The 25,038-nt window shown below is 39.2% G+C and carries 29 protein-coding genes; 8 read left to right on the plus strand and 21 right to left on the minus strand.

The genetic code is table 11. The features are described 5' to 3' along the window. The 4 genes from JOD17_RS00225 to sppA form a co-directional block, all read right to left on the minus strand. Entirely contained in the window at window positions 1-300 is a 300-nt protein-coding gene (locus tag JOD17_RS00225) for a hypothetical protein (RefSeq protein ID WP_204695117.1), read from the minus strand. A 203-nt stretch (window positions 301-503) separates the two neighbouring features. Continuing rightward, window positions 504-1,748, minus strand: a complete 1,245-nt coding sequence (locus JOD17_RS00230; protein WP_204695118.1) for a hypothetical protein — start codon at window positions 1,746-1,748, stop codon at window positions 504-506. A 178-nt stretch (window positions 1,749-1,926) separates the two neighbouring features. Then, a complete protein-coding gene (locus JOD17_RS00235; protein WP_204695119.1) occupies window positions 1,927-2,349 on the minus strand; it encodes an RDD family protein in 423 nt (140 codons plus the stop codon). Window positions 2,350-2,360: 11 nt separating this feature from the next. Continuing rightward, a complete protein-coding gene (gene sppA, locus JOD17_RS00240; protein ID WP_204695120.1) occupies window positions 2,361-3,332 on the minus strand; it encodes a signal peptide peptidase SppA in 972 nt (323 codons plus the stop codon). Window positions 3,333-3,499: 167 nt separating this feature from the next. Here sppA and JOD17_RS00245 point away from each other — a divergent pair, with 167 nt between their 5' ends. After that, a complete protein-coding gene (locus JOD17_RS00245; protein WP_204695121.1) occupies window positions 3,500-4,204 on the plus strand; it encodes a response regulator transcription factor in 705 nt (234 codons plus the stop codon). After that, complete coding sequence (locus JOD17_RS00250) at window positions 4,201-5,904, plus strand: sensor histidine kinase (protein WP_204695122.1); 1,704 nt, start codon at window positions 4,201-4,203, stop codon at window positions 5,902-5,904. Before JOD17_RS00245 ends, JOD17_RS00250 begins: the two co-directional genes overlap by 4 nt. Window positions 5,905-6,554: 650 nt before the next feature. On the opposite strand, the gene JOD17_RS00255 is transcribed toward JOD17_RS00250, so the two are convergent. Beyond that, window positions 6,555-6,896 carry a VOC family protein gene (locus JOD17_RS00255; protein ID WP_204695123.1) on the minus strand — a complete coding sequence of 114 codons (342 nt, stop codon included), beginning with the start codon at window positions 6,894-6,896 and terminating at the stop codon, window positions 6,555-6,557. Window positions 6,897-7,151: 255 nt separating this feature from the next. Between JOD17_RS00255 and JOD17_RS00260 the strand changes: the two genes are divergently transcribed. Next, window positions 7,152-7,361, plus strand: coding sequence for a DUF2975 domain-containing protein (locus JOD17_RS00260; protein ID WP_204695124.1), 210 nt, complete (start codon window positions 7,152-7,154; stop codon window positions 7,359-7,361). 70 nt (window positions 7,362-7,431) lie between these two features. Here the strand turns inward: JOD17_RS00260 and JOD17_RS00265 are convergent, their stop codons facing one another. From JOD17_RS00265 to JOD17_RS00310, 10 genes are all read right to left on the minus strand, one after another. Further along, a complete protein-coding gene (locus JOD17_RS00265; protein WP_204695125.1) occupies window positions 7,432-7,905 on the minus strand; it encodes a GNAT family N-acetyltransferase in 474 nt (157 codons plus the stop codon). Window positions 7,906-7,965: 60 nt separating this feature from the next. Further along, window positions 7,966-9,180: an MFS transporter gene (locus JOD17_RS00270; protein ID WP_204695126.1), complete on the minus strand. Its 1,215-nt coding sequence runs from the start codon at window positions 9,178-9,180 to the stop codon at window positions 7,966-7,968. 460 nt (window positions 9,181-9,640) lie between these two features. Next, window positions 9,641-10,084, minus strand: coding sequence for a hypothetical protein (locus JOD17_RS00275; RefSeq protein WP_204695127.1), 444 nt, complete (start codon window positions 10,082-10,084; stop codon window positions 9,641-9,643). After that, window positions 10,081-10,386: a PadR family transcriptional regulator gene (locus tag JOD17_RS00280; RefSeq protein ID WP_042416701.1), complete on the minus strand. Its 306-nt coding sequence runs from the start codon at window positions 10,384-10,386 to the stop codon at window positions 10,081-10,083. The genes JOD17_RS00275 and JOD17_RS00280 overlap by 4 nt, the downstream gene beginning before the upstream one ends. A gap of 588 nt (window positions 10,387-10,974) precedes the next feature. Next, on the minus strand, window positions 10,975-11,322 hold the full coding sequence (locus JOD17_RS00285; RefSeq protein WP_081831703.1) for a cytochrome b5 domain-containing protein: 348 nt from the start codon (window positions 11,320-11,322) through the stop codon (window positions 10,975-10,977). A 253-nt stretch (window positions 11,323-11,575) separates the two neighbouring features. Further along, window positions 11,576-12,172 (minus strand): SCO family protein, encoded by a 597-nt coding sequence (locus JOD17_RS00290; RefSeq protein WP_204695129.1) that lies wholly within the window; start codon window positions 12,170-12,172, stop codon window positions 11,576-11,578. A 12-nt stretch (window positions 12,173-12,184) separates the two neighbouring features. Next, window positions 12,185-12,580, minus strand: coding sequence for a FixH family protein (locus tag JOD17_RS00295; RefSeq protein ID WP_204695130.1), 396 nt, complete (start codon window positions 12,578-12,580; stop codon window positions 12,185-12,187). A gap of 3 nt (window positions 12,581-12,583) precedes the next feature. Further along, window positions 12,584-13,621 carry a flavin-containing monooxygenase gene (locus tag JOD17_RS00300; protein ID WP_204695131.1) on the minus strand — a complete coding sequence of 346 codons (1,038 nt, stop codon included), beginning with the start codon at window positions 13,619-13,621 and terminating at the stop codon, window positions 12,584-12,586. A 44-nt stretch (window positions 13,622-13,665) separates the two neighbouring features. Continuing rightward, a complete protein-coding gene (locus tag JOD17_RS00305) occupies window positions 13,666-15,795 on the minus strand; it encodes a heavy metal translocating P-type ATPase (protein ID WP_204695132.1) in 2,130 nt (709 codons plus the stop codon). Window positions 15,796-15,800: 5 nt separating this feature from the next. After that, window positions 15,801-16,157, minus strand: a complete 357-nt coding sequence (locus JOD17_RS00310; RefSeq protein WP_204695599.1) for a metalloregulator ArsR/SmtB family transcription factor — start codon at window positions 16,155-16,157, stop codon at window positions 15,801-15,803. A gap of 224 nt (window positions 16,158-16,381) precedes the next feature. Here JOD17_RS00310 and resA point away from each other — a divergent pair, with 224 nt between their 5' ends. Together resA and JOD17_RS00320 are read left to right on the plus strand one after the other, a co-directional pair. After that, the gene (gene resA / locus JOD17_RS00315) at window positions 16,382-16,837 is read left to right on the plus strand and encodes a thiol-disulfide oxidoreductase ResA (RefSeq protein WP_204695133.1); all 456 of its coding nucleotides are present in this window, start codon (window positions 16,382-16,384) and stop codon (window positions 16,835-16,837) included. 20 nt (window positions 16,838-16,857) lie between these two features. Continuing rightward, window positions 16,858-17,463, plus strand: a complete 606-nt coding sequence (locus tag JOD17_RS00320; RefSeq protein WP_204695600.1) for a cytochrome c biogenesis protein CcdA — start codon at window positions 16,858-16,860, stop codon at window positions 17,461-17,463. 485 nt (window positions 17,464-17,948) lie between these two features. Here JOD17_RS00320 and JOD17_RS00325 read toward each other — a convergent pair whose 3' ends face one another. Continuing rightward, entirely contained in the window at window positions 17,949-19,367 is a 1,419-nt protein-coding gene (locus JOD17_RS00325; RefSeq protein ID WP_204695134.1) for a DHA2 family efflux MFS transporter permease subunit, read from the minus strand. Window positions 19,368-19,567: 200 nt separating this feature from the next. On the opposite strand from JOD17_RS00325, the gene JOD17_RS00330 reads away from it, so the two are divergent. Next, window positions 19,568-20,122, plus strand: coding sequence for a TetR/AcrR family transcriptional regulator (locus tag JOD17_RS00330; RefSeq protein WP_204695135.1), 555 nt, complete (start codon window positions 19,568-19,570; stop codon window positions 20,120-20,122). A 157-nt stretch (window positions 20,123-20,279) separates the two neighbouring features. Here JOD17_RS00330 and JOD17_RS00335 read toward each other — a convergent pair whose 3' ends face one another. Then, window positions 20,280-20,813 (minus strand): TetR/AcrR family transcriptional regulator, encoded by a 534-nt coding sequence (locus JOD17_RS00335; RefSeq protein WP_204695136.1) that lies wholly within the window; start codon window positions 20,811-20,813, stop codon window positions 20,280-20,282. 160 nt (window positions 20,814-20,973) lie between these two features. Here JOD17_RS00335 and JOD17_RS00340 point away from each other — a divergent pair, with 160 nt between their 5' ends. Continuing rightward, window positions 20,974-21,324, plus strand: coding sequence for a DMT family transporter (locus tag JOD17_RS00340; protein WP_204695137.1), 351 nt, complete (start codon window positions 20,974-20,976; stop codon window positions 21,322-21,324). Then, a complete protein-coding gene (locus JOD17_RS00345; protein WP_204695138.1) occupies window positions 21,306-21,617 on the plus strand; it encodes a DMT family transporter in 312 nt (103 codons plus the stop codon). The genes JOD17_RS00340 and JOD17_RS00345 overlap by 19 nt, the downstream gene beginning before the upstream one ends. Before the next feature lie 34 nt (window positions 21,618-21,651). On the opposite strand, the gene JOD17_RS00350 is transcribed toward JOD17_RS00345, so the two are convergent. From JOD17_RS00350 to JOD17_RS00365, 4 genes are all read right to left on the minus strand, one after another. Continuing rightward, window positions 21,652-22,035, minus strand: a complete 384-nt coding sequence (locus JOD17_RS00350) for a FixH family protein (RefSeq protein ID WP_204695139.1) — start codon at window positions 22,033-22,035, stop codon at window positions 21,652-21,654. 335 nt (window positions 22,036-22,370) lie between these two features. After that, window positions 22,371-23,237, minus strand: a complete 867-nt coding sequence (locus JOD17_RS00355; protein WP_204695140.1) for an SDR family oxidoreductase — start codon at window positions 23,235-23,237, stop codon at window positions 22,371-22,373. A 162-nt stretch (window positions 23,238-23,399) separates the two neighbouring features. Further along, window positions 23,400-24,752 (minus strand): PTS ascorbate transporter subunit IIC, encoded by a 1,353-nt coding sequence (locus JOD17_RS00360; protein ID WP_169964749.1) that lies wholly within the window; start codon window positions 24,750-24,752, stop codon window positions 23,400-23,402. A 19-nt stretch (window positions 24,753-24,771) separates the two neighbouring features. Next, window positions 24,772-25,038: a PTS sugar transporter subunit IIB gene (locus JOD17_RS00365; RefSeq protein WP_042358364.1), complete on the minus strand. Its 267-nt coding sequence runs from the start codon at window positions 25,036-25,038 to the stop codon at window positions 24,772-24,774.

Genomic DNA, 25,038 nt, shown 5'->3' on the forward strand with positions numbered 1-25,038 from the left:
TTAAAAGAAAAGAATGATCACCGCGAGAACCACACCAACACCCAACCATACATAAAAGAAATATAACTCGCTTTTATTGGTGTTCTTTTTCTTCCCTAAGCGCTTTTGCTCTTGTTCAATTAACATATCTTTCAAATAATGAAATAAGATGAATGCTAAGCCTACCAGTATAGGAAACGACAAAACGCTATAAACAATCGACACGGTGCGGTCTTCATTTGTGATTGAATGAATCACGGATACTGCACTAATGACAAAAGGCAAAAAGAACACATATTGAAAGAATAACTTTTTCTTCATTTTCTCGTGAGTCGGATCCTCAGAAATAATAATCTCTCCTTCTCGCGTTTTATTGACTTCATGTCACGAAGCCAAAAATCTTTAAACGTCTGCAGTCCTCTAATTTTTTATCGCTAGTATTGTAAACAAACACACGATAACGACTAGCGGTGATCGCCGTTATCGTGCATCGTATGGTCATACTCTCACTCGTTCATACTAAATCAATCATTAAGCGCAATCTGATTCATTCGTTCAATATTCCTAAAAGCAGCTTCAATGTAGGTATACGCTTCTTCATAATCGTCGTAGCCTATAGCGTCTGCGGCTTGAAGGTATTCTCGCGTTTCTTGAAACCATAACGTAAGCTGCTCATGTTCATGAACATACAGTTCTAATTCTGAAAGTAGTTGCGGTGTGTGGGTCAACAACAACTGAGTCCCACCCCAGCCTTTTTGAATTGCTTCATCTTCGTTACCATTTTTATAAGCAACGAGGTATTGAATATCATCCAAATACGTTCGATCTTCGTCACGCAAAGGCACGATGTTTTCATGACGTTCCCCATTGGGAGAAGGATAAGCTTCTCCTAACCTCATTAATTCCTCTCTAACGAAAGAAACTCCTTGAGTACCGTATGGAACAATCATTTCAGAAGTGATGGGATCCATACGATTTAGCCCCGCTACTGGAAGCTTAGATTCATTTTCGAATACTAAATAGTTCTCATAGAACACGTAATCCTCATTGTATTCCCAACCTAAATGACCTTGAAAGATCGAAAAATGGCTTTCTGCTTCCTCACTTGAGAGACGTCCTTCATCTGGCAACTCATATGAACGAAAAAACATTGCAAATTCCTCATAATCACCATCATCAAACTGTGAATCTAGTGCAATGAGAGTGTCCTCATCAGCAACTACTCTTTCGTCCTCGTACTGTTCAGAAGTTGAACTAACATTTCTAGGTTCGTAATACGTATTATTTAGCAAATAGTAATCCAAATCCCGGTACAACGACTGCAATTCTCTGACGTGGATCAGCCTCTTTTCACTATGATCGAGATCAGCTATTAACTCGTTAAATTTCTCTAAAATCGTTATCAAATCTTTTGTCACGTGCTCTTCTTCACTATGCTCAATCGCTTCCTCTAATAATGCTACTCTTCTCGCTTCAGAAACTTTGAAATTCTCTAGGTTATAATTCTCATCTTCCCAACCATACATCGCATACCCATTCATCAATCCATGACCTGCTTGCACCGATCGCACAATTGAATGGTGCATCTGATGAACGTCAGATAAGTAGTTTAAACGATCTTCTTCCTCATCAATCTGACTCTCCAGTTCCTCATCTTGACCCTTAACTTCCATACCGTCAGTAGATTGATGGAGATCGAGATTCCAAATAATGACGATCATCGCAAAGAAACCGATCGAAATCGATGTTATAAAAGCGAACTTTTTCATGCTTTTTCTCCCTTAATTAAGATGTATAATTGCATATAGATTAAGTGTACTCTAAAGACGAAGGAATATAAATATAATTTGGAATAAAAAGACAATTACTTCATGCTAGTGATTCAAGTTGCAGGCGAACCAAACTAAAAAGGCCAACCTTCATACGAAGATTGGCCTGATCAGAGGGTTAACGTTCAAGTACAACTCTCGTATCAGATAAGAGATCATGGATCCCGGCTTTTTCTGGGTGTACTGCCACAACGATGTAAAGGATGTTTGTAATCCATAATACACGGTGGATGATTCTCCCTGCTACTTCACGTATGAACACATCTTTCCAAACGAGTCGTTGCTCATCGGTACGTTCCACTTTCAAGCCGAACACCATTTTGCCAAGCGTCTGCTGCCAAACTTTTGTCATGACGACAAAATATACATAGTAACTTACAGCAAGAAGTACTCCTTGTATCGTAAATACACCAATTGCTAGTTCAGGGGTGAACAAAAATGCAAATAGGGGATGAATGATGATTGAACTTAATGACGCTACAATGAGAAGGTCGATCAAATATGCCCAAAGCCGTAGCCAAAATCCTGCATAGGTTCTCATGAGTTCGCCTCCTACTGATGTAAATAGAGCATTCTTGTTGCTCTACTCTCATCTAGGATCGTAGAAACAGGGTCCTTTGAAGCCATCGGGGCAACGACATTCCACATCGAACCTACGGTCGATCCACTCGTATAATGGGTGACCGTTGCATCCAAATCAAGCATAAGTTCCATATGTGATACCGCATCTCTTAGATCCCCTAGCTCATCGACAAGACCATTTTCTAAGGCTTGATTGCCTGTGAACAATTGACCTTGAGCGAGTGTATCAATCTCTTCATCACTAAATCCTCTTCCTTCTGCAACCACTGCTGTAAAATCCTCGTACATGTCATCTGAAATCTCTTGGAGTAATACTTCTTCTTCTTCGCTTAACGTCTGAAATGGTGACCCCATTTGTTTGTATTCACCTGATGACACACTCGTTTCAGAAATGCCCCATTCTTCGGCTAAGTCAGCGAAGTTGAGACCTGCACTCATGACGGTGCCAATTGAACCTGTCAATGTTGCAGGGTGTGCCATAATGTAGTCCGCTCCAGCAGCAATATAGTATCCTCCTGATGCAGCCATCTCCCCCATCGACACATAGACCGGAGTATCAAACTCTTCCTTAGATCGAACCACTTGTTCATAAATTGCATTGCTGGCAACGACGCTTCCACCAGGTGTATTGACCGTGATTACAATGCCATCAACAAGCGGATCTTCCATCGCATCTTCTAACATCTCAAGAAACTGGCGATGATGGTACCCAACTGAGAAGAACCCATTGTTACTTCCCGTATCTTCAATGACACCATCAAGTTCCAGTACAACAATTTCTCCGTTCGAACCGTTCTTCATAACCTCTTTATTGTACATTTGGTCAAAAGACAACCACTCCGATCCTTCTGCGGTTAGTACCGCGGTTACAATTTGAATCGGTATTGCAATGATCACAATTACAGTAGCGATTGCACTGGCAATCCATCGTTTTGTATTCATCGTCTTTTATCCCTCTCTTCAATTCGCTTCTACATCTATCGTAATCATTGAAGTTCACATGAAGGAAACGTAGAAATCACAACGAGCTCAACTTTTATCTAATGGGTTGATCTTCTCGTAATGTTGTGATGATACACTAGTTGTACCATCGTAAAGGAGCGATACAGATGAGTGAACCACGCATTTTACTTGTAGAAGACGATCCTTCCATTCGCATGATGCTCCAAAAGGTGCTGAACAAAGAAGGATTCCACATGGTAGATAGCGCAGAAACACAACGAAGAGCGCTTGAATTATGCCAAACGTATACATACGATTTTATTTTGTTAGATGTTATGTTGCCAGACGGCGATGGCTTTTCAATTTGTCGCCAAATTCGCCACCTTACGTCTGCGACGATCTTTTTTGTTAGTGCAAAAGACACCGACTTTGATAAACTATCAGGATTTGCAATCGGTGGTGATGATTACATTACAAAACCGTTTAACCCGTTAGAAATTGTAGCCCGCATTCGTGCCCGGATTGCCCGCCATTCACCTGTCGTCCAACAAGAGAAACGTCGGTTTACGTATCAGCGCTTTACCATCGATGAGCGAGAAGGCACATTAACCGTATTAGGTGAACGTGTGCAGTGTCCCGCACTCGTCTTTCAATTGGTATTATTCTTTTGCAAACATCCAAACCAGGTGTTTCATAAAGAACAATTGTACGAACACGTATGGGAGGATCCTTTATCCTTTGATGCCCATACTGTAACGGTACACATTCGTCGAGTGCGCGAAAAAATTGAAGCCGACCCTAGCCGACCAACCTATATCGAGACAGTACGAGGTCTTGGCTATCGGTTTGTCCCTGATCAGGAGCCATCATGAAAGGGTTTCGATTCCGATTATGGCGCAGGTTCACTTTCCAATATTCATTAGTTCTTTTTGTTACTGCTCTTTTGCTTATGACATTTATTCTGATTTTTGGATTTTATCTTGAGACGCAAGAACGGAGAACAAACTTCTATGAGGCAGGGCTCGACAGTCTTGCCTTCTCAGTGGCAACGGACTATGCATTTGAAGGAGAACTGGCGATCAGTGATAACTTACAACAAGAAGCTGATGCTCGAAATGGCTGGTTCCAAATTGTTAGTGAAGATGGCAATGTGCTCGATTCCTATCCGAATGGCTCAGGCTTTTCAGATTCGTACAGCATGCAAGAGCTTACGACCTTAATTGATTCAAGGACGATCGAATCACACCATGTGTACACGACGCTTTTCGAAGAGACCGATGAGACGTATTTACTCATCTACGGAGAAGAGCGCATCACCGATGAGCTTCTCGGACTATTGCAAGCAGAGGGCACAACAACGGAGGTTTTGCAGCGATTTAATGATCATTCTGCTTGGGGATATGTGTTTGATGGCGACGAATTGATTCAACAGTTGCAAGCGCCTCATTCGTTAAGAAATCCAAGTATGGGAGAGGTGCTCTTACATCAAGCACAACCAGAGCGTGTTGATGCTTATGTTCAAATCGGGGAAGCAGATGGTCTCACGTACGTCGTTTATTCTCCCATTCCAGAACTTCCTTTTCTTCCATTAAATGAAGTTGGCACAACATTAACGTGGATTGCTTTATCGATCTTAGCTCTGGCTATTCTATCGTTTATTGTCTCGATTCTTTGGTTTACACGTACATTCACAAAGCCGATCAACGGTGCAGTGGATTGGCTTGAACAGCTTGAAGACGGGAACTTCCAAGAACCGAAAACATTCGGAAAAACAAAAAAAGGACGATGGAAACGTCCTTATCACCTCTATCAAGAGTTGTATCAATCACTGTCCAATTTATCGAATCAACTTCGAGTCAACAAAGAAAAGCGAGAAGCATTGGAAGCAAGTCGCGAAGCATGGATTGCGGGTCTATCACATGATATGAAAACGCCACTCGCTTCAATCCAAGGTTATTCAATTATGCTCGCCAATGAACACTATGATTGGGAAAGCCACGAAACACAAGAAATCGGTAAAGTACTCACTGAACGATCAAACTTCATGGCGAAGCTGATTGACGACTTAAGCTTAACGTATCGCCTCGAAAGTCACGCGATGACGTTACAAAAAGAAAACGTCGATGTAACTGAATTGCTCATAAAGAGCATTGAAGCTTTCCAACATGATGATCGTTCCATCCAGTTACAGATTGATCCGTCTGTTGAAAAGGCGTATGTTGATCCGAAATGGTTCGGTCGGATGATTGAGAACTTACTAGACAATGCGTTGAAGCATAACGAACAAGAAACGAACATTCGGGTGCGCGCTTTCATGAATGGAGACGATACCTTCACCGTACAGGTCGCCGATCACGGACAGGGCATGAGTCAAGAAACCCTAAAGCGACTGTTTGACCGTTACTATCGTGGCAAGTCTTCACAAGAACACTCCGTTGGCAGCGGGCTCGGAATGACAATTACAAAAGAGCTCGTCCAACACCACGGCGGTTCCATTGATGTGAGTAGCGAACTCAATGCAGGCACGACCGTCTCGCTCGTTTTGCCAGTCGGTTCAAGTGTTGAAAAATGAGTGATGTACACCTTGAAAGCGGAGTGTCTAGACTAGATGCTTCGCTTTTGGTTACTCATTTCACTACCCAAACGGTACAATCCGCCTCTACCCGTAAGCTATGTATTCCTGTTGAATATAGGACGATTCAAAGCTTCCTGAACGATATAAAATATCCAAGAGGCTAGTAAACTATAGATAAAGAATGAAACTTGAACTGATATTGGTTCTCCCCCTACATTCACTACCACTACTATAATTAGCCCAATAATTGCCCCCATTATTAAGTAAGCAACCTGCTTATACCGAAACCGATCTGCGATATACGACAAAGGTATCCCGATAACTAAATACATGACCATTGCATAGACACTTACTATGAAGAAATGATCAGTAAAACTACTGTATACATGTTCATCATAATAAGAGAAAAAAGCAGGAATTGATAAAATCACACTCAATAGAATACAAGAACCAATTGCGGTGACTAGTTTACTGAACATCTAATCCCCCTCAATTTATACTGATCTGACCAGTTAGTTTAGAGCCCTTCAACCTGGTCCGCTCATGAAATAAGACGCAAACAGGTTATTACACCCGAATTGCGCCAAGTTAACTGGAGAACCTTTCAACATAGAGCCTCAGAAATAAAATGTTCTACTAAGATAAACCTATTCTGACAGAACCTCAATTGTAAAACCACCCGGGGCTTGGACATAGAACGTATATCCATGAGATTCAATAGGAAGGTCGACCACATAACCAGCATCGAGAAGTCGCTTATTCATTTGATCAACTTTTTCTCTACTTTCTTGCGGAAATCCTATATGGAACGTTTTAGGATAGTGAACCTCTTTGCCTTTCATTAATGTTAAGACAAATTGATCGTCATCAAACATAGCTGCAAACCCACTACCACGGCTACCAACACACGTCATATCGAAATAAGTTTCCAAGAATTCCTTAGATGCATTCACATCATTCACTGTTAAATTTAAATGGCCCAGTTTCATCACTATTACCTCCTTTAGAATTTCAAATTTTCCCCTTACCTTCCTGCTGACTCCTTTAATTAGTATAGGTGGTGGTAGCAGGAGAAGAAAGAAGAGAGTAAAACTAAATTCCTTCATATTCTCTATCCCAAGAAATGCCATGTTTCGATCATGAACGAGTTGTGTTAACCGAGACAGGTTATATAAATAAAACAGTAGCCTTCCGTTATTTGTAGAGAACTTCGTGGTATTTCTTAAGAAGAAGGGGGTAATTCATTGAATTTCAAGAAATATCTCAAAAAATTATCTCTATGCTGTGCGGGCATTGCGTTGTTGACTCTTGGTTTCTATTTTGCAAATGAATTTGATTCTCCATCTGTAACTGGCAGGCCATCATCATCCATTTTACTTTCAGGATTCGCAATCATGGTTGGCTTCGCAATAGGGCTGTTCTTAAAAGAAAAATACAAATCAAAATCAAAATAGCTAAACACTACACAATGAAACAACTATGAAATAACACTTCTCCATCAATATGCCATTTATTCAAAATTTGTCATTTTACTCTTTTAACCATCTTGTAATTAACCAAGTTAACGCCCTTTCGTTCAACCGTTTGTTTACAAATAACGTTATACCCTCGTTGTTCAAAAAAAGGCTTAGCTGTTATGCTCGCTTCTGTCTGAATTTCTATAAGATTTAACTGCATTGCCTCGGTTTCAAGTAGTTCAACGATTGCTGTGGCAATGCCTTGTCTTTGATGCTCTTTATGAACAAAAAGTCGATCTAGATAGCCACTATAAGTTAGATCACCAAAACCAACGATTCCGTCATCAATCTTTGCAACATAGGTGATATTTTGATTCAAGGATTCCTTCCAAGTTTTCACTTTAGATTCCTTTTCATCTATTGGTGCCCAAGCATCGACTGCCTTTTGGGTATAATCCTTCAAACTGACGGAGTGGATGGTATCGTAAAATAATGAAACAATCTCTTTCGCATCGTTTTCTTCATACCTTATTATTCTCATTTAACTATCACTCCAGATCTAATATATAGGTAACTGCCAATAAAGGCAGTTACCTATATATTAGATGCGCTGATAACTCTTCCCTTTAAATCGAACAATTAGGCCAATAAGAACAGCTAACAAGGCAAAGCTTAGCAACACATGTTGAATCGCTATTCCTTCTTCAATGAGTAACGGAATGACGCCAAATGCAATGGGGTCAAATCCATTCATTGCTAAATAAATAAGGCTCATCACACGCCCGATTAATTTTGGATCTGTCGTCTCTTGAGCAGAAGTGAAGAACGGAATCGTAACAATTGGCATCGCTAAACCGATGAAGAAAACGACAAGTGTTAGCCAAAATAAATCTGTTAGTTGACTAAATACAACTAACACAGCAGCTGCCCCTAACAACCCATAAATCGAGGTTTTCCCTCTATTTTTTAATTGAACAAACCCTACAATCGTAGAACCAATGACCATGCCAATCCCTAAACTAACTTCTAAATAGCTTAAATGAATCGGTGTTCCCCCATACAAATCTACAACAAGCGGAATCGAAACAATAATGGCTCCCATCACAAGGAAGTTATATGAGATCAAAATGATTATTCCCGTTATTAAATACTTGGATTTCAATACATAAAGCAAGCCTTCCTTTAGATCAAGAATAGGCGTATGGTGTAGTTTAACCTCAATCGGTGCTTCTTTAATAAATGGTGGGAACACGAGCACTGTTGAAAGGAGAACTAAAGCGGTTGCGACGAAATAACTCGTTGAAACATTCCCAAATTCCATAAATACTCCAGCGAGAAGTGGCCCCATAATAAATGACACTTGATCAAAACCTTGGAAAAGGGCATTAGCTTTTTGCATTTGGTCTTTTGTAACGATTTTCGGAATCATGGACGTTTTCACGGGTCCAAAGAACGCATCAATCGTACCGAAGAAAGCTGTTAGAACAAGCAATAATAGAAAAGTCATGTCATTAAAGGCAACAAAATAATAAATGATTGCTAAGATAATGACTTGTGCTAGATTGGCCGAGAACATGACCGTCGTTTTTTTGAAGGTGTCCGCTAATACGCCTCCAAAAACCATCATGATTAAACGTGGGAGGGTTGCTGCAATCAAGATTACCCCTAAGTTACTAGCCGATCCTAAGTCCGTAACGACATACCAGGTCGTTGTCGTAATAAACATGCTATAGCTAGCAATTGTAAAGAAACCAGCAAAAAGCAGTAAGACAAATGTTCGGTATTTAAATAATGACTTAGTATCATTTTGTTCCATACTCTATTCTCCTTATCAAATTAACATGAGTCAGAGAACATCCAGTGCAATCTATTATTGTTCATAAATACATATAAAAAAGCCCACACTTGAACACAGCATGGACTTAACGTTCTAATTTTGAACAGTAAGGCGATGTTGTCTTGATGTTCTCTACTAATAAATGCAAGGGTCTTAAAATTTCGCATGCGAAATAAACTTCCGTATTTAACGGAATTTTTTAATTACCCTTTTCAATTACTGTTATTAGTTTTGAACGCTCAGTAACATGCACACACCTCACTTTTACAATGATCTCGAATAACTTAACACATGTAGTTCACGATAGCAAACTGTATAAAAACATTCATCTGCTCGTCCAATAATCAATTAAAGGACGCAAATAGATCGTTATACCTTACTTGCGTCCTTTACACTTATCAAGCTCTGCAATCCTTCATGCAGGATCAGTACATTCTAATTAGTTAGCTAACACTAAAAATGAAACAAAAAATAGCGCATAGGAGCCCATGAACCCAATCGAGAGTTTTCCTAACCTTGTATTTAATGAAAACCCTTTTGCAATTCCAACCTTAAACATATTAACGATTAAAATACAAACCGCTAGAAAGAATGACAACATTGCAATAATTAAGGCTATTTGTTCCAACATGATAACCTCCCTTAATGAAATTAATTGCACGATTAAAAGTACATTTAGCAAGCTTATGAGTACCAATAACCGATCCATTCGGAAACCATAAATTTTTCTTTCACTTAGTTCAATCTGCCAAGCATCTAAAATGCCCAATAACAGATCAATCATGACCTTAACAGAGAGGCCTGTTTGCTGTAGAACTTGCTCTAACTCCTTACCGTATCTTTTTCTCCAAATTTTAGGGTAAAGGTAGATAAACCACCTCATATTAAGCCAAGCCTTTTTGAACCGAGCGTAGCGATTTTTTGAAGTTCTTCTATTTGTTGAGTTAAATACACACTACCCTCTTTTGTTAATTTGTAAGGTTTCTTACGATCTTCTGATTCAAGAACACGTATATACCCTGCCTTCTCCAAGCGTGAGATTGCTCCATATAACGTACCTGGTCCTAGATTAATATCATAATTCGATTGAATATCTTCCATAATTGCATATCCATGACGGCTTTTTTCTGCAAGGCTTATCAATATTAACAATGATGGTTCTGAAAACTTTCCTTTTTTGACCATCTTTTCACTCCTTGTTTTATTACGTCAAACGTTATATCGTATAACGTAATAATAAACTATGCGTAAGCGAAAGTCAAAATGAATACTTCAAAATTTCAATTTTTTTCGATTCATTTTGAACCGCTTGTTGGACACTCGGCTTGGTCACAATCGTCTTCCTTCATTAATATAAGACTTCCAGCAACTAACTTTTCATGTTAACTTGAAGAAAATAAACAGACAGAGTTATTAAACGAATAAAATAAGAAGGGAGGTATAAAAAATCGACGTTTTACTATGGATAACAATTGGTTTCATCCTAATCGGATTTTTTGTTCTTCTTTCTATGAAAAAGGGTATGGAAAATAACCTTGCTTTTATAACTGCGAATAAAGAAGACGATCCACATTCAATAAAAACACATTCTATCATTTGGTGGATCTTGAGTGCCACAGTTTGGGGAATCGTGAGTATGACGCTGATCGCTTGGTCGTTTCATAGTTATTTTGGATAATTGCTAGTTTCAAGTGTTCTTAGAAATATACTTCTAGAAATCAAAAAACCCTTTGGAATCACTTGATCCAAAGGGTTACACTTCGTGACTAATTCTTATTGTTCTTCAAGAGTTCCGACAGTTGGTAAGTCTTCTAATACATCCGTACCATGTGGAGCTGCTTCAATTTCTTCAGTACGGTCACCACCAGCTTCTAATCCACCAGCAGGAGCGTGTTCTCCACCTTCCCATGCGTCAACACCTGTAACGTCGTAAACAACGCCATCAACAGCTACATAAGCATCGTTTCCATCTTGACCATCATATTCTTCAAGTTCTTCTAAAGTGAATACTTGGCCTTCATCTGTTGCAGCTTCTTCATCCGTTCCTTCTTCTTCGCCACCGCCACAAGCAGCAAGTAGCAACATTGAACTACTACCAAGAACCAATAATAATTTATTCATAGAAAGTCCACTCTCCTTAAAACTAATCATTACTTATGATTTCTCCACACACAATATAACATGTGTATTTCATCTTACATAGGCACTTCATAGTTTTGTCAGTTTTTATTCATAGAAAGTTTATATTTACAAGTTAAGAAACGCTTCTTTCCTTATGATCTACACAAGCAGTTTTTAATTAAAACGCCATCTTTATTGTAGGATCGCGCCCTTCGTATAATGGAATAAGATACCCTTAGGATTCTACTAAATTCTATAGACCAATTTGTTCTAAATCTGTTATGACTTCGTCAACTGGTGTGTTCATTCCATCGTATAGCCGGATGATCTCTTGTTCATCTGTGATCAAGAAGAAATTAACTCCATGAATAATATCATTACCTTCAGGATCATCTTTCATTTCTTGACGGAAGCTCCCTTCGGATAACTCACGAATTTCTTCATCATCATATCCAGTCAAAAACGTCCAATTCTCTTGACTTACACCATAAGTTGAAGCGTATTCCGTTAATACTTCTGGGTTGTCGTAACTAGGATCTACGGTAAAAGATACAAACTCTACGTCAATATCATTTTCTAAGACAGCTTCTTGCAAGATAACCATGTTTGGTGTCATTGTGTTACAAACAGTTGGGCAGCGTGTAAAGATGAAATTCGCAATCCAATAACCGTCTTCTAAGTCACCTAATCCAAAAGGTTCTCTATCTTGATTTTTATATTCGAATGATTCAACTTCCCAATTTGCTTCACTAATATCTGTAATTCCTTGGACATCTTCAATATCTTGGCCTTGGCAAGCTGTAAGTAATAAAAGAAAACCAATAAAAATAAAGCCATGTTTCTTCATCATTCTATACCACTCCTATGGTGACGTAACTTCAATGGTTTTGGTTGGCATGACATGCATTCCCCTCGCGGTGACATGAGATTGAACCTCGTATGTTCCTTCTTCCTGAAACGTATGGGTCATTGAATAAACTCCTCCGTCATCATGTTCAGTGGGGATTAGAACACCATCGTTTTGGCCTTCAATTCGGAGCTCAACTTCCACCTCATGAGCATCATCTACCGGTTCATTTTCTTGAGTCACGATCGTATCTATGAACAACTCCTCACCAACGCTTGCTTCAGATGGCAAATCAATATTGACTTCTACCGGCTCTAAAGATAAGGACAGATCATCCCCTTGTTCATTTTCCGATTCACATCCAATTAGCAGTATTCCAGCTATTGCAAGTCCAATCCATCTTTTACTCAATCACTACACCTTCTTCTTTTGTGTCATTACATCGGCAATGACATGTGCATCATTGCTGATCCCTTTTAGTAATGCAGAACCACGGTTCCTCTGCCAGCTTAATCCTATAAAATAAATTCCTCTTTCATTGGACACTCCTGATTTGTGAATAGGTATCCCCTCTTGATCGATAACGCCTTCAACTTCAACCCAAGAATAATCATTTCGATAACCAGTAGCCCAAATAACAGTATCTACTGTGAACTTATCTCCATTATGAAAATGAGCAAAACCATCTTTTATTTTTTCTAGCCGATTCATGATCCTGACTGCATTTTTTACTGTTTTTAGATCCTCCCCTATTAATGGGTCATTCTTTTTTAAAATCTTTCCAACAAAAGAGTTGGTGTCAGCTTTCATCACTCCAAAGATTTCCATCCACCAAAATAAACTTTTACCTGCAATTTCTGGTGGCAAGCGTTTGAGCATCTTACTTTTAGACAAATAAACTTGATGACTCTTCGTAAGCTCAGCTGCCACTTGTATACCGGAATTGCCTGCACCTACAATTAAAACTTTATTATTTGCAATTTGTTCAGGGTTTCGGTATTCAGATATATGCATCATCTGTTCTATGGAAGAATCATGAATCCTCGGTATAAAGGGGGTGTGAAAAGCCCCAGTAGCAATGACAACGTTTTTAGCCAAATAAGAATGTGATTGAGTGATTACTCTATACCATTCTTTATTCTCTCTTTTTAGCTTTATCACTTTTTGATTTAGAATGATAGGCAGTTCATGATTCTGTTGAAAATCTTTTAAATATAAGGCGATTTCATCTTTGGTTGGGAACGTATTCGGGTTACCATTCAATGATATATTAAACAACTGATTGTATTTTCTAGGGGTAAATAAAGTTAAAGAATCGTAGCGATCACGCCAAGAAGTGCCAACATCTTCATTTTCATCAATAATGATGTACGATTCTTTCCTCTTTGAAAGCGCATATCCCATTGCTAGTCCCGCTTGGCCACCGCCAATAATGATCGTATCAAATTTCAATGCTTTCTCCTCTTTAAAGAAGCACCCCATTAGAGTGCTTCTCATCAGTTATTTTTCTTACGGAGTAAACGAAGACTGTTCAAAGTAACGAGTAGAGTTGCTCCCATATCAGATAAAATCGCAATCCACAGCGTGAGCCATCCTGGGATAACTAGCAAAAGTGCAATTGCTTTTAGTCCAAGTGAAAGTGCTATGTTTTGTTTAATAATTGTTAATGCACGACGGCTCAATGAAACAGTATAAGGAAGCTTTTCTAAATCATCACCCATCAGTGCAACGTCAGCTGTTTCCAAAGCTGTATCGGTTCCGGCAGTTCCCATTGCAATTCCTACACTTGATGCAGCTAATGCAGGTGCATCATTAACTCCATCACCAACCATTGCTACACTGCCATGCTGCTGGCGAAGTTCTTTAACTGCCGTCAATTTCTCATCAGGCATCAATTCAGCTTTAATCTGATCAATACCAAGTTTTTCAGCGATGGCTTTCGCTGTTGTTTTGTCATCGCCTGTGAGCATGATAGTTTGTTTTATACCAATAGCTTTTAGTTTCTTCAACACATGTTCGCTTTGCGTCCGTGCTTTATCGGCAACACCAATGATCGCTTTTATCTCATCATGATTACCGACAATCATCACCGTATTTCCAGTAGATTGAAGGTCTTTAAGAATAGACCGAACATGTTCCGAGAAGGTCATGTGCAACTGTTCTTCGAACAATTGCTTATTCCCAATCCAAAGTGCCTCACCATCAACACTTGCACGAACCCCTTTACCCGTTATTGATTGGAAGTTATCTACACGGACATTATGATAGGAAAGCTGTTCCTGTTCTGCATTCCTAATTATTGCACCTGCAAGGGGGTGTTGTGAATACGATTCAATTGCCGTGACTGATTGTAAAATGTTTACATCTGATTTATCTGAGAGATTGTAGAAATAAGTTAGACTAGGCTCTCCTTTTGTAAGTGTCCCTGTTTTATCGAAAGCAACAGCTTTAAGTCGACCAATTTCTTCGAGGTAAGCGCCCCCTTTAATCAACACACCTTGCTTGGCTGCATTTCCAATCGCTGTAACGATTGCGACCGGGGTAGATATCACAAGTGCACAGGGGCACCCAACAACAAGAACGGCTAAGCCTTGATAGACCCAGACTTCCCAACTTGCTCCTACAATTAGTGGAGGTGTGATGGCAACAAGCGCAGCTACAACCATAATGGCAGGGGTGTAATATTTAGCAAACCGATCGATAAAACTTTGTGTAGGTGCTCGTTCGGCTTGTGCTTCCTCTACGAGGTGAATAATCTTTGAAAGTGTTGTGTCTTTTACCCGTTTGGTAACTTCAACTTCTAAATACCCTTCAGTATTGAGTGTTCCTGCAAACACAGAGTCACCTTTATGTTTTTCAACTGGAATGGACTCCCCAGTAATTGCACTTTGATTAATTGAAGAATGACCGTGCACGACCTCCCCATCCATAGCTAGTTTTTCTCCAGGTTTGATGATGAGAATATCCCCAATTTCAATTTCCTTAACAGGTAAAGTAACTTCCTCATCATTACGACGGATACGTGCTTTTTTCGGGGCAATATTCATAAGGGTACGAATGCTTTGCCTTGCACGATCCATTGAGAATCGTTCGAGTTGCTCACTTATTGCAAATAGAATGACAACAATTGCACCCTCAGTCCATTCTCCAATGATAGCAGCACCGATGACAGCCACAGTCATCAAGGTTTTCATATCGAATTGTAGACAAACTAGATTCTTAATTCCGGTAATAAAAAGCGAGTAGCCACCTGCAATCATTGAAAGCAGGAAAAAACCATATGACAATACATGCTCTTCACCAAATTGGAATTGGTTACTTAAACCAAAAAGAAAAAAAACAAGAGCGAGTAGCACATTCCAATATTTCAAAAGGAACGGTTTAGACTTTACATTAAAGTCTTCCTCATCGTCTTCAGAGCGTACTTTTAGATTTTCAAAAGAACCGGCTCGTTCCAATTCTTTAATTGAAGCCGATCCATATACGGTAATTTTAGACGCGGGGAAATTGACTTCGGCATCCTGAACAGTGGGAATTCGTTTTACATTCTTTTCAAACGTTCCTGCACAGCCTGCGCAAGAAAAACCATTAACACGATAAACTTGCTTTCCCTTCATATCATTCATCAAATTCACTCCTGTGCGTGAGCCATAGCCATAGAAATCAACGCTGTAACGTGTGGATCATCTAATGAATAAAAGACAAGCTTACCTTCTTTACGACTTTTCGCTAAACGTAGATTGCGTAGGTGTCGCAAATGGTGTGATGCTGTTGCATTTGTCGTACCAATAATATTAGCAACATCACAAACACATAATTCATTTTCTTGTGTCAACGTAAAAGCAACCTTTAATCTTGTTTGATCAGCTAATGCTTTAAAAATATCAGTAGTATTAAGAAATTCTTGCTTCTCGACAATTTGTGAAATGCGATTTACTTTTTCTTCGTCATAACAAAAAATGTCACATGTATCTTTATGATTTTTGATATTTCTTCACCTCTCCAATAAACTAATGATCATTTGATTATTAGTTTATTTCCAATTCATCAATGTGTCAATGTTTAAATATATACTGAACTATACGTTAAATAGCTATTGTAGGTGCATGATGTTTCACACTATATTCAAATGTTCAATAGAGCAATGGATTGAATTCGTTAATAATCATGCGTAGACTGAGTGCAAAGATGCTGAAGGGAGGAAAGTTAATTATGAATAAAGATGAGCGTAAGAAAAATAAAAAACACAGACTTATGATGCGCACATCAATCCTCTTAATTATTGCCTTTGCTGTTGGCTATGTATTCTACACCAACTTTATACAAGAAGAGACACAAATAATAAGTGTAGGAGACCAAGCCCCTAACTTTGCTTTGCAAAACTTGGAGGGTGAACGAGTAGAGTTAGAAGATTACAAAGGAGAAGGAATATTCCTAAACTTTTGGGAAACATATTGCCCGCCATGTGAAGAAGAGATGCCTTATATGGAAGCTGAACATAAAGAATACGAAGATAAAGAAGTAGAAATTCTTGCTGTTAATGTAGGCGAATCTGAACTAACGGTTGATCGCTTCGTAAAGCGACATGAGCTCACATTTCCAATTCTATTAGATCAGAATAGGGATGTCCTAAATGCCTACGGTGTAACTTATCTTCCTGCAATTTAGCACAGGTTACGGGAACGACAATATCTAATAACGAAGTTAACTCTCAACAACGAATTATCATGTTCCGCAGCGTGGGTTTTATTTTAGGCTTTACACTTGTATTTATGCTATTAGGAGCTTCCTCAACATACTTAGGTCAACTTTTTAATCAATACAGCAATATGATTTCACAGTTGGGCAGAATCATCATTATTCTTTTCGGATTACAAATGACAGGGTTAGTGAACTTCAAAACGTTAATGACAGGAAAAAGCATTAAAAAGAAACCCAAAAAAGTAAACAGCTTTGGGGGATCTGTAGCATTCGGCGTTTTTTTTGCAGCAGGATGGACACCTTGTGTGGGCATTGTATTGGGGTCTATTCTTGCACTTGCCAGTCAAAATGAAACCGTGTCATCCGGAATTCTATTGCTTCTGATGTATTCAATTGGTCTAGGTGTGCCATTTTTATTGGTGGGTTTCTTTTATTCAAAATCTATTCATAAACTTAGCGCAATGAACAGGTACTTGCCTGTAATTCAAAAAGTTGGGGGCTACATTATGATTGCTATGGGGCTACTGTTATTCACAGGGTACTTCCAAATCATTTCTAGTTACCTTGCTCAATTTGTACCATTTAATATCTAAGATTTTAAATGGGGATAAGTGATTTTACCCTTGGATTGTTTTGAACTGAAGCCGAACAGCTTAAGGATATAATACGATTCGCATAAAGTTTCCTTAAGGAAACTTTTTTGTTTACATGCAATAAAATAAGGTTTATAATGTCTATAAACCTCCTTAAAGTTGATAATTAGTCATTGAAGAAAAGGGCTTAATTAGTAAGCCCTTTTCTTTTTTTATACTTAATAAATGTCATTCCCCAAAGATAACTGAAATTTCTTAGTAAAGGATTGCGCCCGATTGCTGAAGATCAATGACTTAATTAACATCACCAATAATAAATAATAACTCAACCACTAAAATCCATATATTATAGGATTTTCTTTTAATTATAAGTAGACATATAACTAAGCACGATTAATGACTTCTAACTTAGTTTATGTCTAATCTAATACTAATAGAAAATGGCTGTTAAAGTGACAGCCATTTTCTAAAATTATGCGTTCTCTTTACTCTTCGTTCTTATGAATAGCGATATGACTAATGCCACGATAGAATGTAGTCTCAAATCCATGCAACGAACCCTCTAACAACTGTGTAGGGTCTGACGGATCGGTTACTTCGGTCTCTATATAATTTGTTGCGCTTGCTGACATAACCGAAATAAATAAAGCAGTTCCAACAGCTCCAGCTACTTGTTGCAGTGTATTCATAATCGCAGTCCCTGATCCGTATAAGTCGGAAGTTAGCTGATTTAAACCGAATGTTTGGGCTGGCATCATTACGAGAGAAATACCGACCATTAATAGCATATGGGTACTAATAATTTCAAAAGGGGTCGAATCTAACTGGAGACCAGAGAATAGATACATAGCTATAACGACAAGTGATAACCCGGGGATAATTAACACTCTTGGTCCAAACTTATCAAACAACCTTCCAGATATTGGTGCTAATAAGCCATTAATCAGTGAACCTGGTAACATCATCAACCCTGAGGTGAAAGCAGTCACTAATAGTACGCTTTGCATAAACAAAGGTAATAATGTCATCGAAGCAAACAGTGACATCATTACAACGATCATTAATACAACCGTTAAACTAAACATCGGGTACTTGAATGTACGTAGATCCAAAATAGGATTGGATATACGAAGTGATCGAATTGTAAACAATATCAATGAAATAATTGCTACAATGATGGTTCCATATACTTCTGGTGCGCCCCATCCCGCAGCTCCTGATGTACTGAATCCATAAACAATACCACCGAAACCAATGGATGATAAGAGAATTGACAGGTAATCGACTTTTGGCTTTGTTATTACAGAAACGTTAACCAAAAATTTATTTCCAATAAATATAGCGATTAATCCAAATGGAATCATTGTATAAAATAGCCATTGCCAAGATAAGTAATCGAGTATAATGCCAGACAATGTTGGACCTAGCGATGGTGCTAATACAATAACAAGTCCCATCGTTCCCATGGCAGCTCCTCGTTTTTCAGGAGGATAAATTAGTAGAATCGTGTTCATAAGTAAGGGTAGTATTAACCCTGTACCTAATGCTTGAACGATGCGTCCGACTAGCAACAAGGTAAAGTTTGGTGAAACTGCTGCAATGAGCGTCCCGATTAAGAACACAATCATTGCGGTCAGGAACATTTGACGAGTTGTCCACCATTTTTGAAGTAATGCTGTAACTGGTATTAGCATACCAACAACTAACATATAAGCAGTCGTTAGCCACTGTACAGTGGTCGCAGCAACATTGAACTCACCCATCAATACATTCAAGGCATTGGCTAAGAGTGTTTCATTTAAGATGGCAACAAAAGCACCTATAATAAGTGCGATTAAAATTCCTGTTCTTTGACCTTTATTCAGGTTAACTTGTTGCCTTGTATTATCTGTTTTAGCCTGCATAATTTATATTCCTTTCTTTGTTCATAGTGTAATTACACTATCAGTATAAAAGGAATCCAATTTGCATAATATCTTCAGTTAAATTAACCTGTATAGTTAAGCGACACTGTTGTTAAAATGTCTACCTTCGCCATCATCATCTGTATTAAGATAAATTCAGCCTTAATCTGCTGTCGATAAAAATGATGGGAGAGTATATTATGTCTAAAGAAGATTTACGAGTGAGAAGAACAAAAAAACTATTATTAGAAAGCTTCTTAGAGTTGACCTATACCAAATCCAAGAAATTTAGCGATATATCTGTACAAGAAATTTGTGATTTAGCTATGGTTCATCGTTCAACGTTCTATAAGTATTACACCGATAAGTATGATTTGTTCTTTAAAGAGATGGATCCATTTGCAGGACTAACTTTCAAAGAACGAAAACAACATATTCTCACCCCTTTTCAAATGATCTCCCTACAAGAATCCCATCACATAGTCGAGAAAATTGCATTATTAAATGCAAAAGATGATTATTTTACCGATCTTTGTACTAGAAGTTTAAGAAATATATTAACTCATGATTTACAGGAACTATTAGTATATAAGCCTCTTTCTGTACCACAAGAGATTGCCATTGAAGTTTACTCCAATACAATTGGAACTTTACTTTCTTATTGGATGAAGAACAAAAAAGAAGAAACTCCAAAAGAAATGGACAACTATTTTCATTCTGTTTTGAATCCCATGTATTTTGATATGTTAAAGTAAATAGCTTAATAGGGACCTTAAAAAAAGTTCACAAATAAGGCCATAGAAAACGCAACCTTCTTCCGTTAAATGGCCCAATAATTGAACAAGGATGTTACTTAAAGCAACACCCTCGAAGAATGCTTTACTCTCCTTCTACTGTTTCTCACCATTCATTTCAACGATCGAAATCACTTGCTGCAAGCTTTTGTAAATAAGAAACCAATTGCTTGGCTTGTGCTCGGTACGATGATTCAAACTGAAATGCATCTTGTAACCAGAGTCCATCACACGTTAATTGAATAATTGAGGCTAATTCAGGGCTGGTTTCTTCTTGTAACTTCACGATCGTTTGCGCATAGAATTCTTTCCATCCTTCATAGAACTGTTCCTCAGCTTGATAGCCAGAAACCGTCATAAACGTCTTCATCTCCGCACTTTCTAGGCTTCGTAACGTCGCTTGTAAATACGCCGTTGCAAAGGAATTGGACTTCTCTTCCTCCTCTTCAACGAGCGTTGTAAATAATGCTAGTACATAGTGGCTCCATCCTTTTAAAAGGCGTTCTTTTGAAGGGAAACGATACAACAAGCCCCCCTTACTCACTCCTGCACGTTCTGCTACTTTATCTAACGTAAACTGATTAATTCCTTGTTCGTTAATGACCATTGTTGTTGATTCAAAGATTCGTGTGTTTTTCTCTTCATTACGCATATGTCTCAAACCTTTCGGCTTTTCTTATTACTAGTGTAGCGCACAATAGGAGAACATCCAAAATGAGTATTTTTAACAGAGTTCAAATAAAACCGACTGGACGGTTTTATTATTTTAGTATAGAATGAGAATTGTCATCACGTATAAAGGAGCGATCCACATGAACACAAATTGGTTGATGGTACTTGCAGCAGGTGTACTTGAAATCTTTTGGGTTTCTGGCCTTAACTATTCTTCAACATTCTGGCAATGGGCATTGACCGTTATTGCCATCATCATAAGTTTCACGCTCGTCATTTTAGCCACTCGCACTCTTCCAATTGGTACGGTGTACGCAGTCTTTGCAGGGATCGGCACGGCAGGTACAGTCGTTGTCGAGACGCTTTTTTTCAATGAACCGTTTAGTTGGATGAAAGTATTGTTAATCGGTACGCTTCTACTCGGCGTTATTGGATTGAAGTTATTAAGTAGTGACGTGAAGGAGGAAGAACCATGTACTGGACAGCTTTAATTGTTGCGGGGTTATTTGAAGTACTTGGTGTGATTAACTTGAAGAAAGTCGCCATGAAACAGTGGTCTGCCATCATTTATTTGGTAATCTTCTTCGGGGTTAGCTTTTCTCTTCTTACGTATGCAATGAATGACATTTCAATGGGAACCGCATACGGAGTTTGGACTGGGATTGGTACGGCAGGTTCTGCAGTGCTTGGTATGTATCTATTCGGAGAGTCAAAAGAAGTGAAACGGATCGTTTGTATTGCGCTTATTCTTTGCTCTGCTGTCGGGTTGAAGCTCTTATCTTAAAAAGAAGTCGTTCGATGTTTATCGAACGACTTCTTTATTCTTCCACTTGTAGTTTTTGAACAGGCATCACGTGCATCCCTCTAGCTGTCACGTGGGATTGAATCTCGTAAACACCTGCTTCTGCAAAAGTGTGGGTACTACGATAAAGACCTTCCCCATCATTTTCTGCTGGGAATAATGCCCCTTCAGATTGACCTTCAAAGCGAATTTCAATTTCCACAGCTTGTGCATCTTCGACCGGATAATCTTCTTGGGTCACGAGAGTCTCAATTGTGATTTCTTCTCCAACCACTGCTTCTGAGATTGGCTGAATTTCCACGTCGATCGGTTCAGTAGACAATGACAGTTCTTGTGTTTCTTCATTTGACCCACAACCACTTACCACTAATAAAAAAACTAGACTCATCCATCGCTTCACCAATTGCCATCCTCTCCACATCTCGATTACTAGTTACAATTATTTTCTATTTCTATGTTCAGGAACATTGAAATAGAAGAGAGTTACTACAATACTTTCTCAATCATAAAGAAGAGATTACCTCACTTGTAACGATACGAGAAGTTTGTGAACTTCTTGTGGGGAAAACGTGTCTAGTTTGGCACATGTCTATGGCTTTTTTGAAGAAAGGAATTCACTACAACCCTAATCCAATAAGAAAACGAGGAGCACGCTCCTCGTTTTCTTACATTTATCTTTTTTTAGCAGGGTGGTCTAACACTCTCATGGAGGCCTGTACTTCTAGCACATTTCCTTTACGACGACGTGTACGAACCGCCGTTGATATGGATGGCTTGTCCTGTCATGTAACTAGACTCATTGGATGCAAGCATCACATACGGCCATGCGTGTTCTGATGGTTGTCCCGGACGACCCATTAACGTATTTTGACCGAACTCTTGAACCCCGTCTTCATCAAACGATGACGGAATTAACGGCGTCCAGACTGGCCCTGGCGCAACGGAGTTTGCGCGAATTCCACGGTTCGCTAAACTTTGTGCAATACTTCTAGTAAATGCTGTGATTGCTCCTTTGGTCGCGGAATAATCCATTAAGATTGCATTCCCTTGATACGCATTAATACTTGATGTGTTGATAATGCTGTCGCCTTCTGACATATGACGCACGGCCTCTTTTGTAATGTAAAAATAAGAATACATATTCACTTCAAATGTTTCTCTGAATTGTTCAGACGTAATGTCTAATAGATCTTCTCTAATGTATTGAATAGCAACATTGTTAACGAGAATGTTCAACTTGCCAAATTCATTAACTGTGTCAGTTACAAGCGATACACAGTGATCTTCATCACGAGCATCTCCAGGCAACAAGAGGCAGTTGACCCCTTCTTGCTCGACCCAAACTTTCGTTTGTTCGGCATCATCATGTTCATCTTTATACGAGATCGCGACATGGGCTCCTTCTTTTGCATACAGCAGCGCCACTGCTCGTCCAATTCCACTATCTCCACCTGTAATTAACGCAACTTTTCCTTTTAATTTATTCGTACCGATATACTCATGAGGGTGATGGGGAAGGGGCTGCATCTTCGATTCAATACCTGGCTGCTTTTCTTGCTTTTGGCGCGGGGTTTCTCCCTTTTGCATGTCCGTAGGTTTCATCATCATTCCTCCATGTTGTTGCTCAAATTAGTAACGTCTCCTTCTTTATCCGTTATAAGGATTACTGAAACCTACCTACGGATAATCAAAATTAAGACGAGCCTAAACATACAGATCAATTTAGGTAAAACAAAAAAGCTAGGCACTCGGCCTAGCTTTTGATTATGATTTACTCGGTTCTTTTCTTGTTTTCCATCCGAGGAAGAAAAAGGCTGCAAGGATCAGAAGAATTGCGAGTGCAAAGAGAATGGTTGAGGTAATTTGTTGGCTAAGTACGCCTAATGCAATCCCGATGACACCGAAATCTGAATCACCAAACGTCGTGCTTTGGAATCCTAAATCACCGAGTACTGGTAAAAGTAGCGCAGGTAAGAAGCTGATTAACACTCCGTTGACCATGGCACCAATAATTGCGCCACGTCGACCACCCGTTGCATTACCGAATACACCGGCTGCTGCACCTGTAAAGAAATGCGGGACAAGACCTGGTACGATCACAGCCAATCCAAAGAGTGGCAAGAACATCATACTAATCAAACCTGCCGCGAAACTGAACAAGAAACCGATAATTACGGCGTTGTTCGCAAAAGGAAATACGGCTGGTGCATCAAGTGCTGGTTTTGCATTCGGAACAATTTTATCGGCAATTCCTTTAAACGCGGGTACAATTTCTCCGAGTAACATACGAACCCCAGCTAAGATGATGTACACACCTGCAGCGAACGTGAGTCCTTGCATGAGTGAGAACACGAGGAAGTTTTGACCGCCACTTAGTTCTGATTCAATAAATGTGCTTCCTGTAAAGAAGGCGACAACTACGAAGAGAATAACCATCGTTAACGATACGGCTACAGTCGTATCACGAAGGAACCCAAGTGACTTAGGTACTTTAATATCTTCCGTCGTCTTTTCTTTGTTACCAAACCACTTTCCAATGGAAGCAGATGCATAGTAACCGAACGAGCCGAAGTGACCGACGGCAATATCATCGGACCCTGTAATCTCTCGCGTATAAGGTTGAAGCATCGCTGGCAGTAATACCATTAGTGAACCTAATATAATGGCACCGAGCGCCACCATCGGTACGCCACCCATTCCTGCTGTCGTCAGAATTACCGCAATCAAACAAGCCATAAACATAATATGATGTCCCGTTAAAAAGATATATTTAAAAGGGGTAATCCGGGCAAACAGAATGTTGGCAACCATTCCGAAAAGCATGATCATCGCCGTTTCTGTACCAAACGCATCTTGTGCAATTGCCACAATCACTTCATTGTTCGGAATGACGCCGTTTACATTAAAAGCATGGTTAAACATTGCGCTAAATTGATCAAGCGATTGGACGATAACCATCGCACCGGCCCCTAGAATAACGAAGCCGAGCACGGTTTTTAACGTACCTGATACAACATCGGCGATCGCTTTTCGTTGGGCCAATAAACCGATCAGCGCAAAGAGACCAACAAGAAGTTCTGGTGTACCTAAGAGATCGTTCATGATGAAATCAATCATTGTCTGTGACCTCCACTAATTATAAATTTTGATCAAGCACTTCTCGTAATTCATTTTTGTCGAGTAAGTTCTTCAACCCAACGACATGTCGTGATCCGTCTTGTAAGTTGTTGACGATGTCATCGGAGCCAATATACAAGTCAGCTTGTTCTGTCTTAGCCGTTGTTAAATCCGTGTGGGAGACATCAGCTTCCTTTTGTAAATCTTTTAGGATGCTTTTAGCATTCATCTCGACAATCATTGAACTTCCTAATCCATTTCCACAAACAACTAATACTTTTTTCAT

Source organism: Geomicrobium sediminis, from assembly GCF_016908595.1.
In the GTDB taxonomy this organism is placed as follows: domain Bacteria; phylum Bacillota; class Bacilli; order Bacillales; family Marinococcaceae; genus Geomicrobium_A; species Geomicrobium_A sediminis.

What these genes read in the sequence shown, in the direction of transcription:
- resA (WP_204695133.1), top strand. Translation starts at nt 16,382, where the DNA reads ATGAATAAAGATGAGCGTAAGAAAAATAAAAAACACAGACTTATGATG.
- JOD17_RS00360 (WP_169964749.1), bottom strand. Translation starts at nt 24,752, where the DNA reads ATGATTGATTTCATCATGAACGATCTCTTAGGTACACCAGAACTTCTT.
- JOD17_RS00365 (WP_042358364.1), bottom strand. Translation starts at nt 25,038, where the DNA reads ATGAAAAAAGTATTAGTTGTTTGTGGAAATGGATTAGGAAGTTCAATG.
- JOD17_RS00250 (WP_204695122.1), top strand. Translation starts at nt 4,201, where the DNA reads ATGAAAGGGTTTCGATTCCGATTATGGCGCAGGTTCACTTTCCAATAT.
- JOD17_RS00325 (WP_204695134.1), bottom strand. Translation starts at nt 19,367, where the DNA reads ATGCAGGCTAAAACAGATAATACAAGGCAACAAGTTAACCTGAATAAA.
- JOD17_RS00265 (WP_204695125.1), bottom strand. Translation starts at nt 7,905, where the DNA reads ATGAGAATAATAAGGTATGAAGAAAACGATGCGAAAGAGATTGTTTCA.
- JOD17_RS00270 (WP_204695126.1), bottom strand. Translation starts at nt 9,180, where the DNA reads ATGGAACAAAATGATACTAAGTCATTATTTAAATACCGAACATTTGTC.
- JOD17_RS00340 (WP_204695137.1), top strand. Translation starts at nt 20,974, where the DNA reads ATGAACACAAATTGGTTGATGGTACTTGCAGCAGGTGTACTTGAAATC.
- JOD17_RS00290 (WP_204695129.1), bottom strand. Translation starts at nt 12,172, where the DNA reads ATGATGAAGAAACATGGCTTTATTTTTATTGGTTTTCTTTTATTACTT.
- JOD17_RS00230 (WP_204695118.1), bottom strand. Translation starts at nt 1,748, where the DNA reads ATGAAAAAGTTCGCTTTTATAACATCGATTTCGATCGGTTTCTTTGCG.
- JOD17_RS00235 (WP_204695119.1), bottom strand. Translation starts at nt 2,349, where the DNA reads ATGAGAACCTATGCAGGATTTTGGCTACGGCTTTGGGCATATTTGATC.
- JOD17_RS00275 (WP_204695127.1), bottom strand. Translation starts at nt 10,084, where the DNA reads ATGAGGTGGTTTATCTACCTTTACCCTAAAATTTGGAGAAAAAGATAC.
- JOD17_RS00280 (WP_042416701.1), bottom strand. Translation starts at nt 10,386, where the DNA reads ATGGTCAAAAAAGGAAAGTTTTCAGAACCATCATTGTTAATATTGATA.
- JOD17_RS00355 (WP_204695140.1), bottom strand. Translation starts at nt 23,237, where the DNA reads ATGAAACCTACGGACATGCAAAAGGGAGAAACCCCGCGCCAAAAGCAA.
- JOD17_RS00225 (WP_204695117.1), bottom strand. Translation starts at nt 300, where the DNA reads ATGAAGAAAAAGTTATTCTTTCAATATGTGTTCTTTTTGCCTTTTGTC.
- JOD17_RS00245 (WP_204695121.1), top strand. Translation starts at nt 3,500, where the DNA reads ATGAGTGAACCACGCATTTTACTTGTAGAAGACGATCCTTCCATTCGC.
- JOD17_RS00335 (WP_204695136.1), bottom strand. Translation starts at nt 20,813, where the DNA reads ATGCGTAATGAAGAGAAAAACACACGAATCTTTGAATCAACAACAATG.
- JOD17_RS00305 (WP_204695132.1), bottom strand. Translation starts at nt 15,795, where the DNA reads ATGAATGATATGAAGGGAAAGCAAGTTTATCGTGTTAATGGTTTTTCT.
- JOD17_RS00345 (WP_204695138.1), top strand. Translation starts at nt 21,306, where the DNA reads ATGTACTGGACAGCTTTAATTGTTGCGGGGTTATTTGAAGTACTTGGT.
- JOD17_RS00255 (WP_204695123.1), bottom strand. Translation starts at nt 6,896, where the DNA reads ATGAAACTGGGCCATTTAAATTTAACAGTGAATGATGTGAATGCATCT.
- JOD17_RS00330 (WP_204695135.1), top strand. Translation starts at nt 19,568, where the DNA reads ATGTCTAAAGAAGATTTACGAGTGAGAAGAACAAAAAAACTATTATTA.
- JOD17_RS00285 (WP_081831703.1), bottom strand. Translation starts at nt 11,322, where the DNA reads ATGAATAAATTATTATTGGTTCTTGGTAGTAGTTCAATGTTGCTACTT.
- sppA (WP_204695120.1), bottom strand. Translation starts at nt 3,332, where the DNA reads ATGAATACAAAACGATGGATTGCCAGTGCAATCGCTACTGTAATTGTG.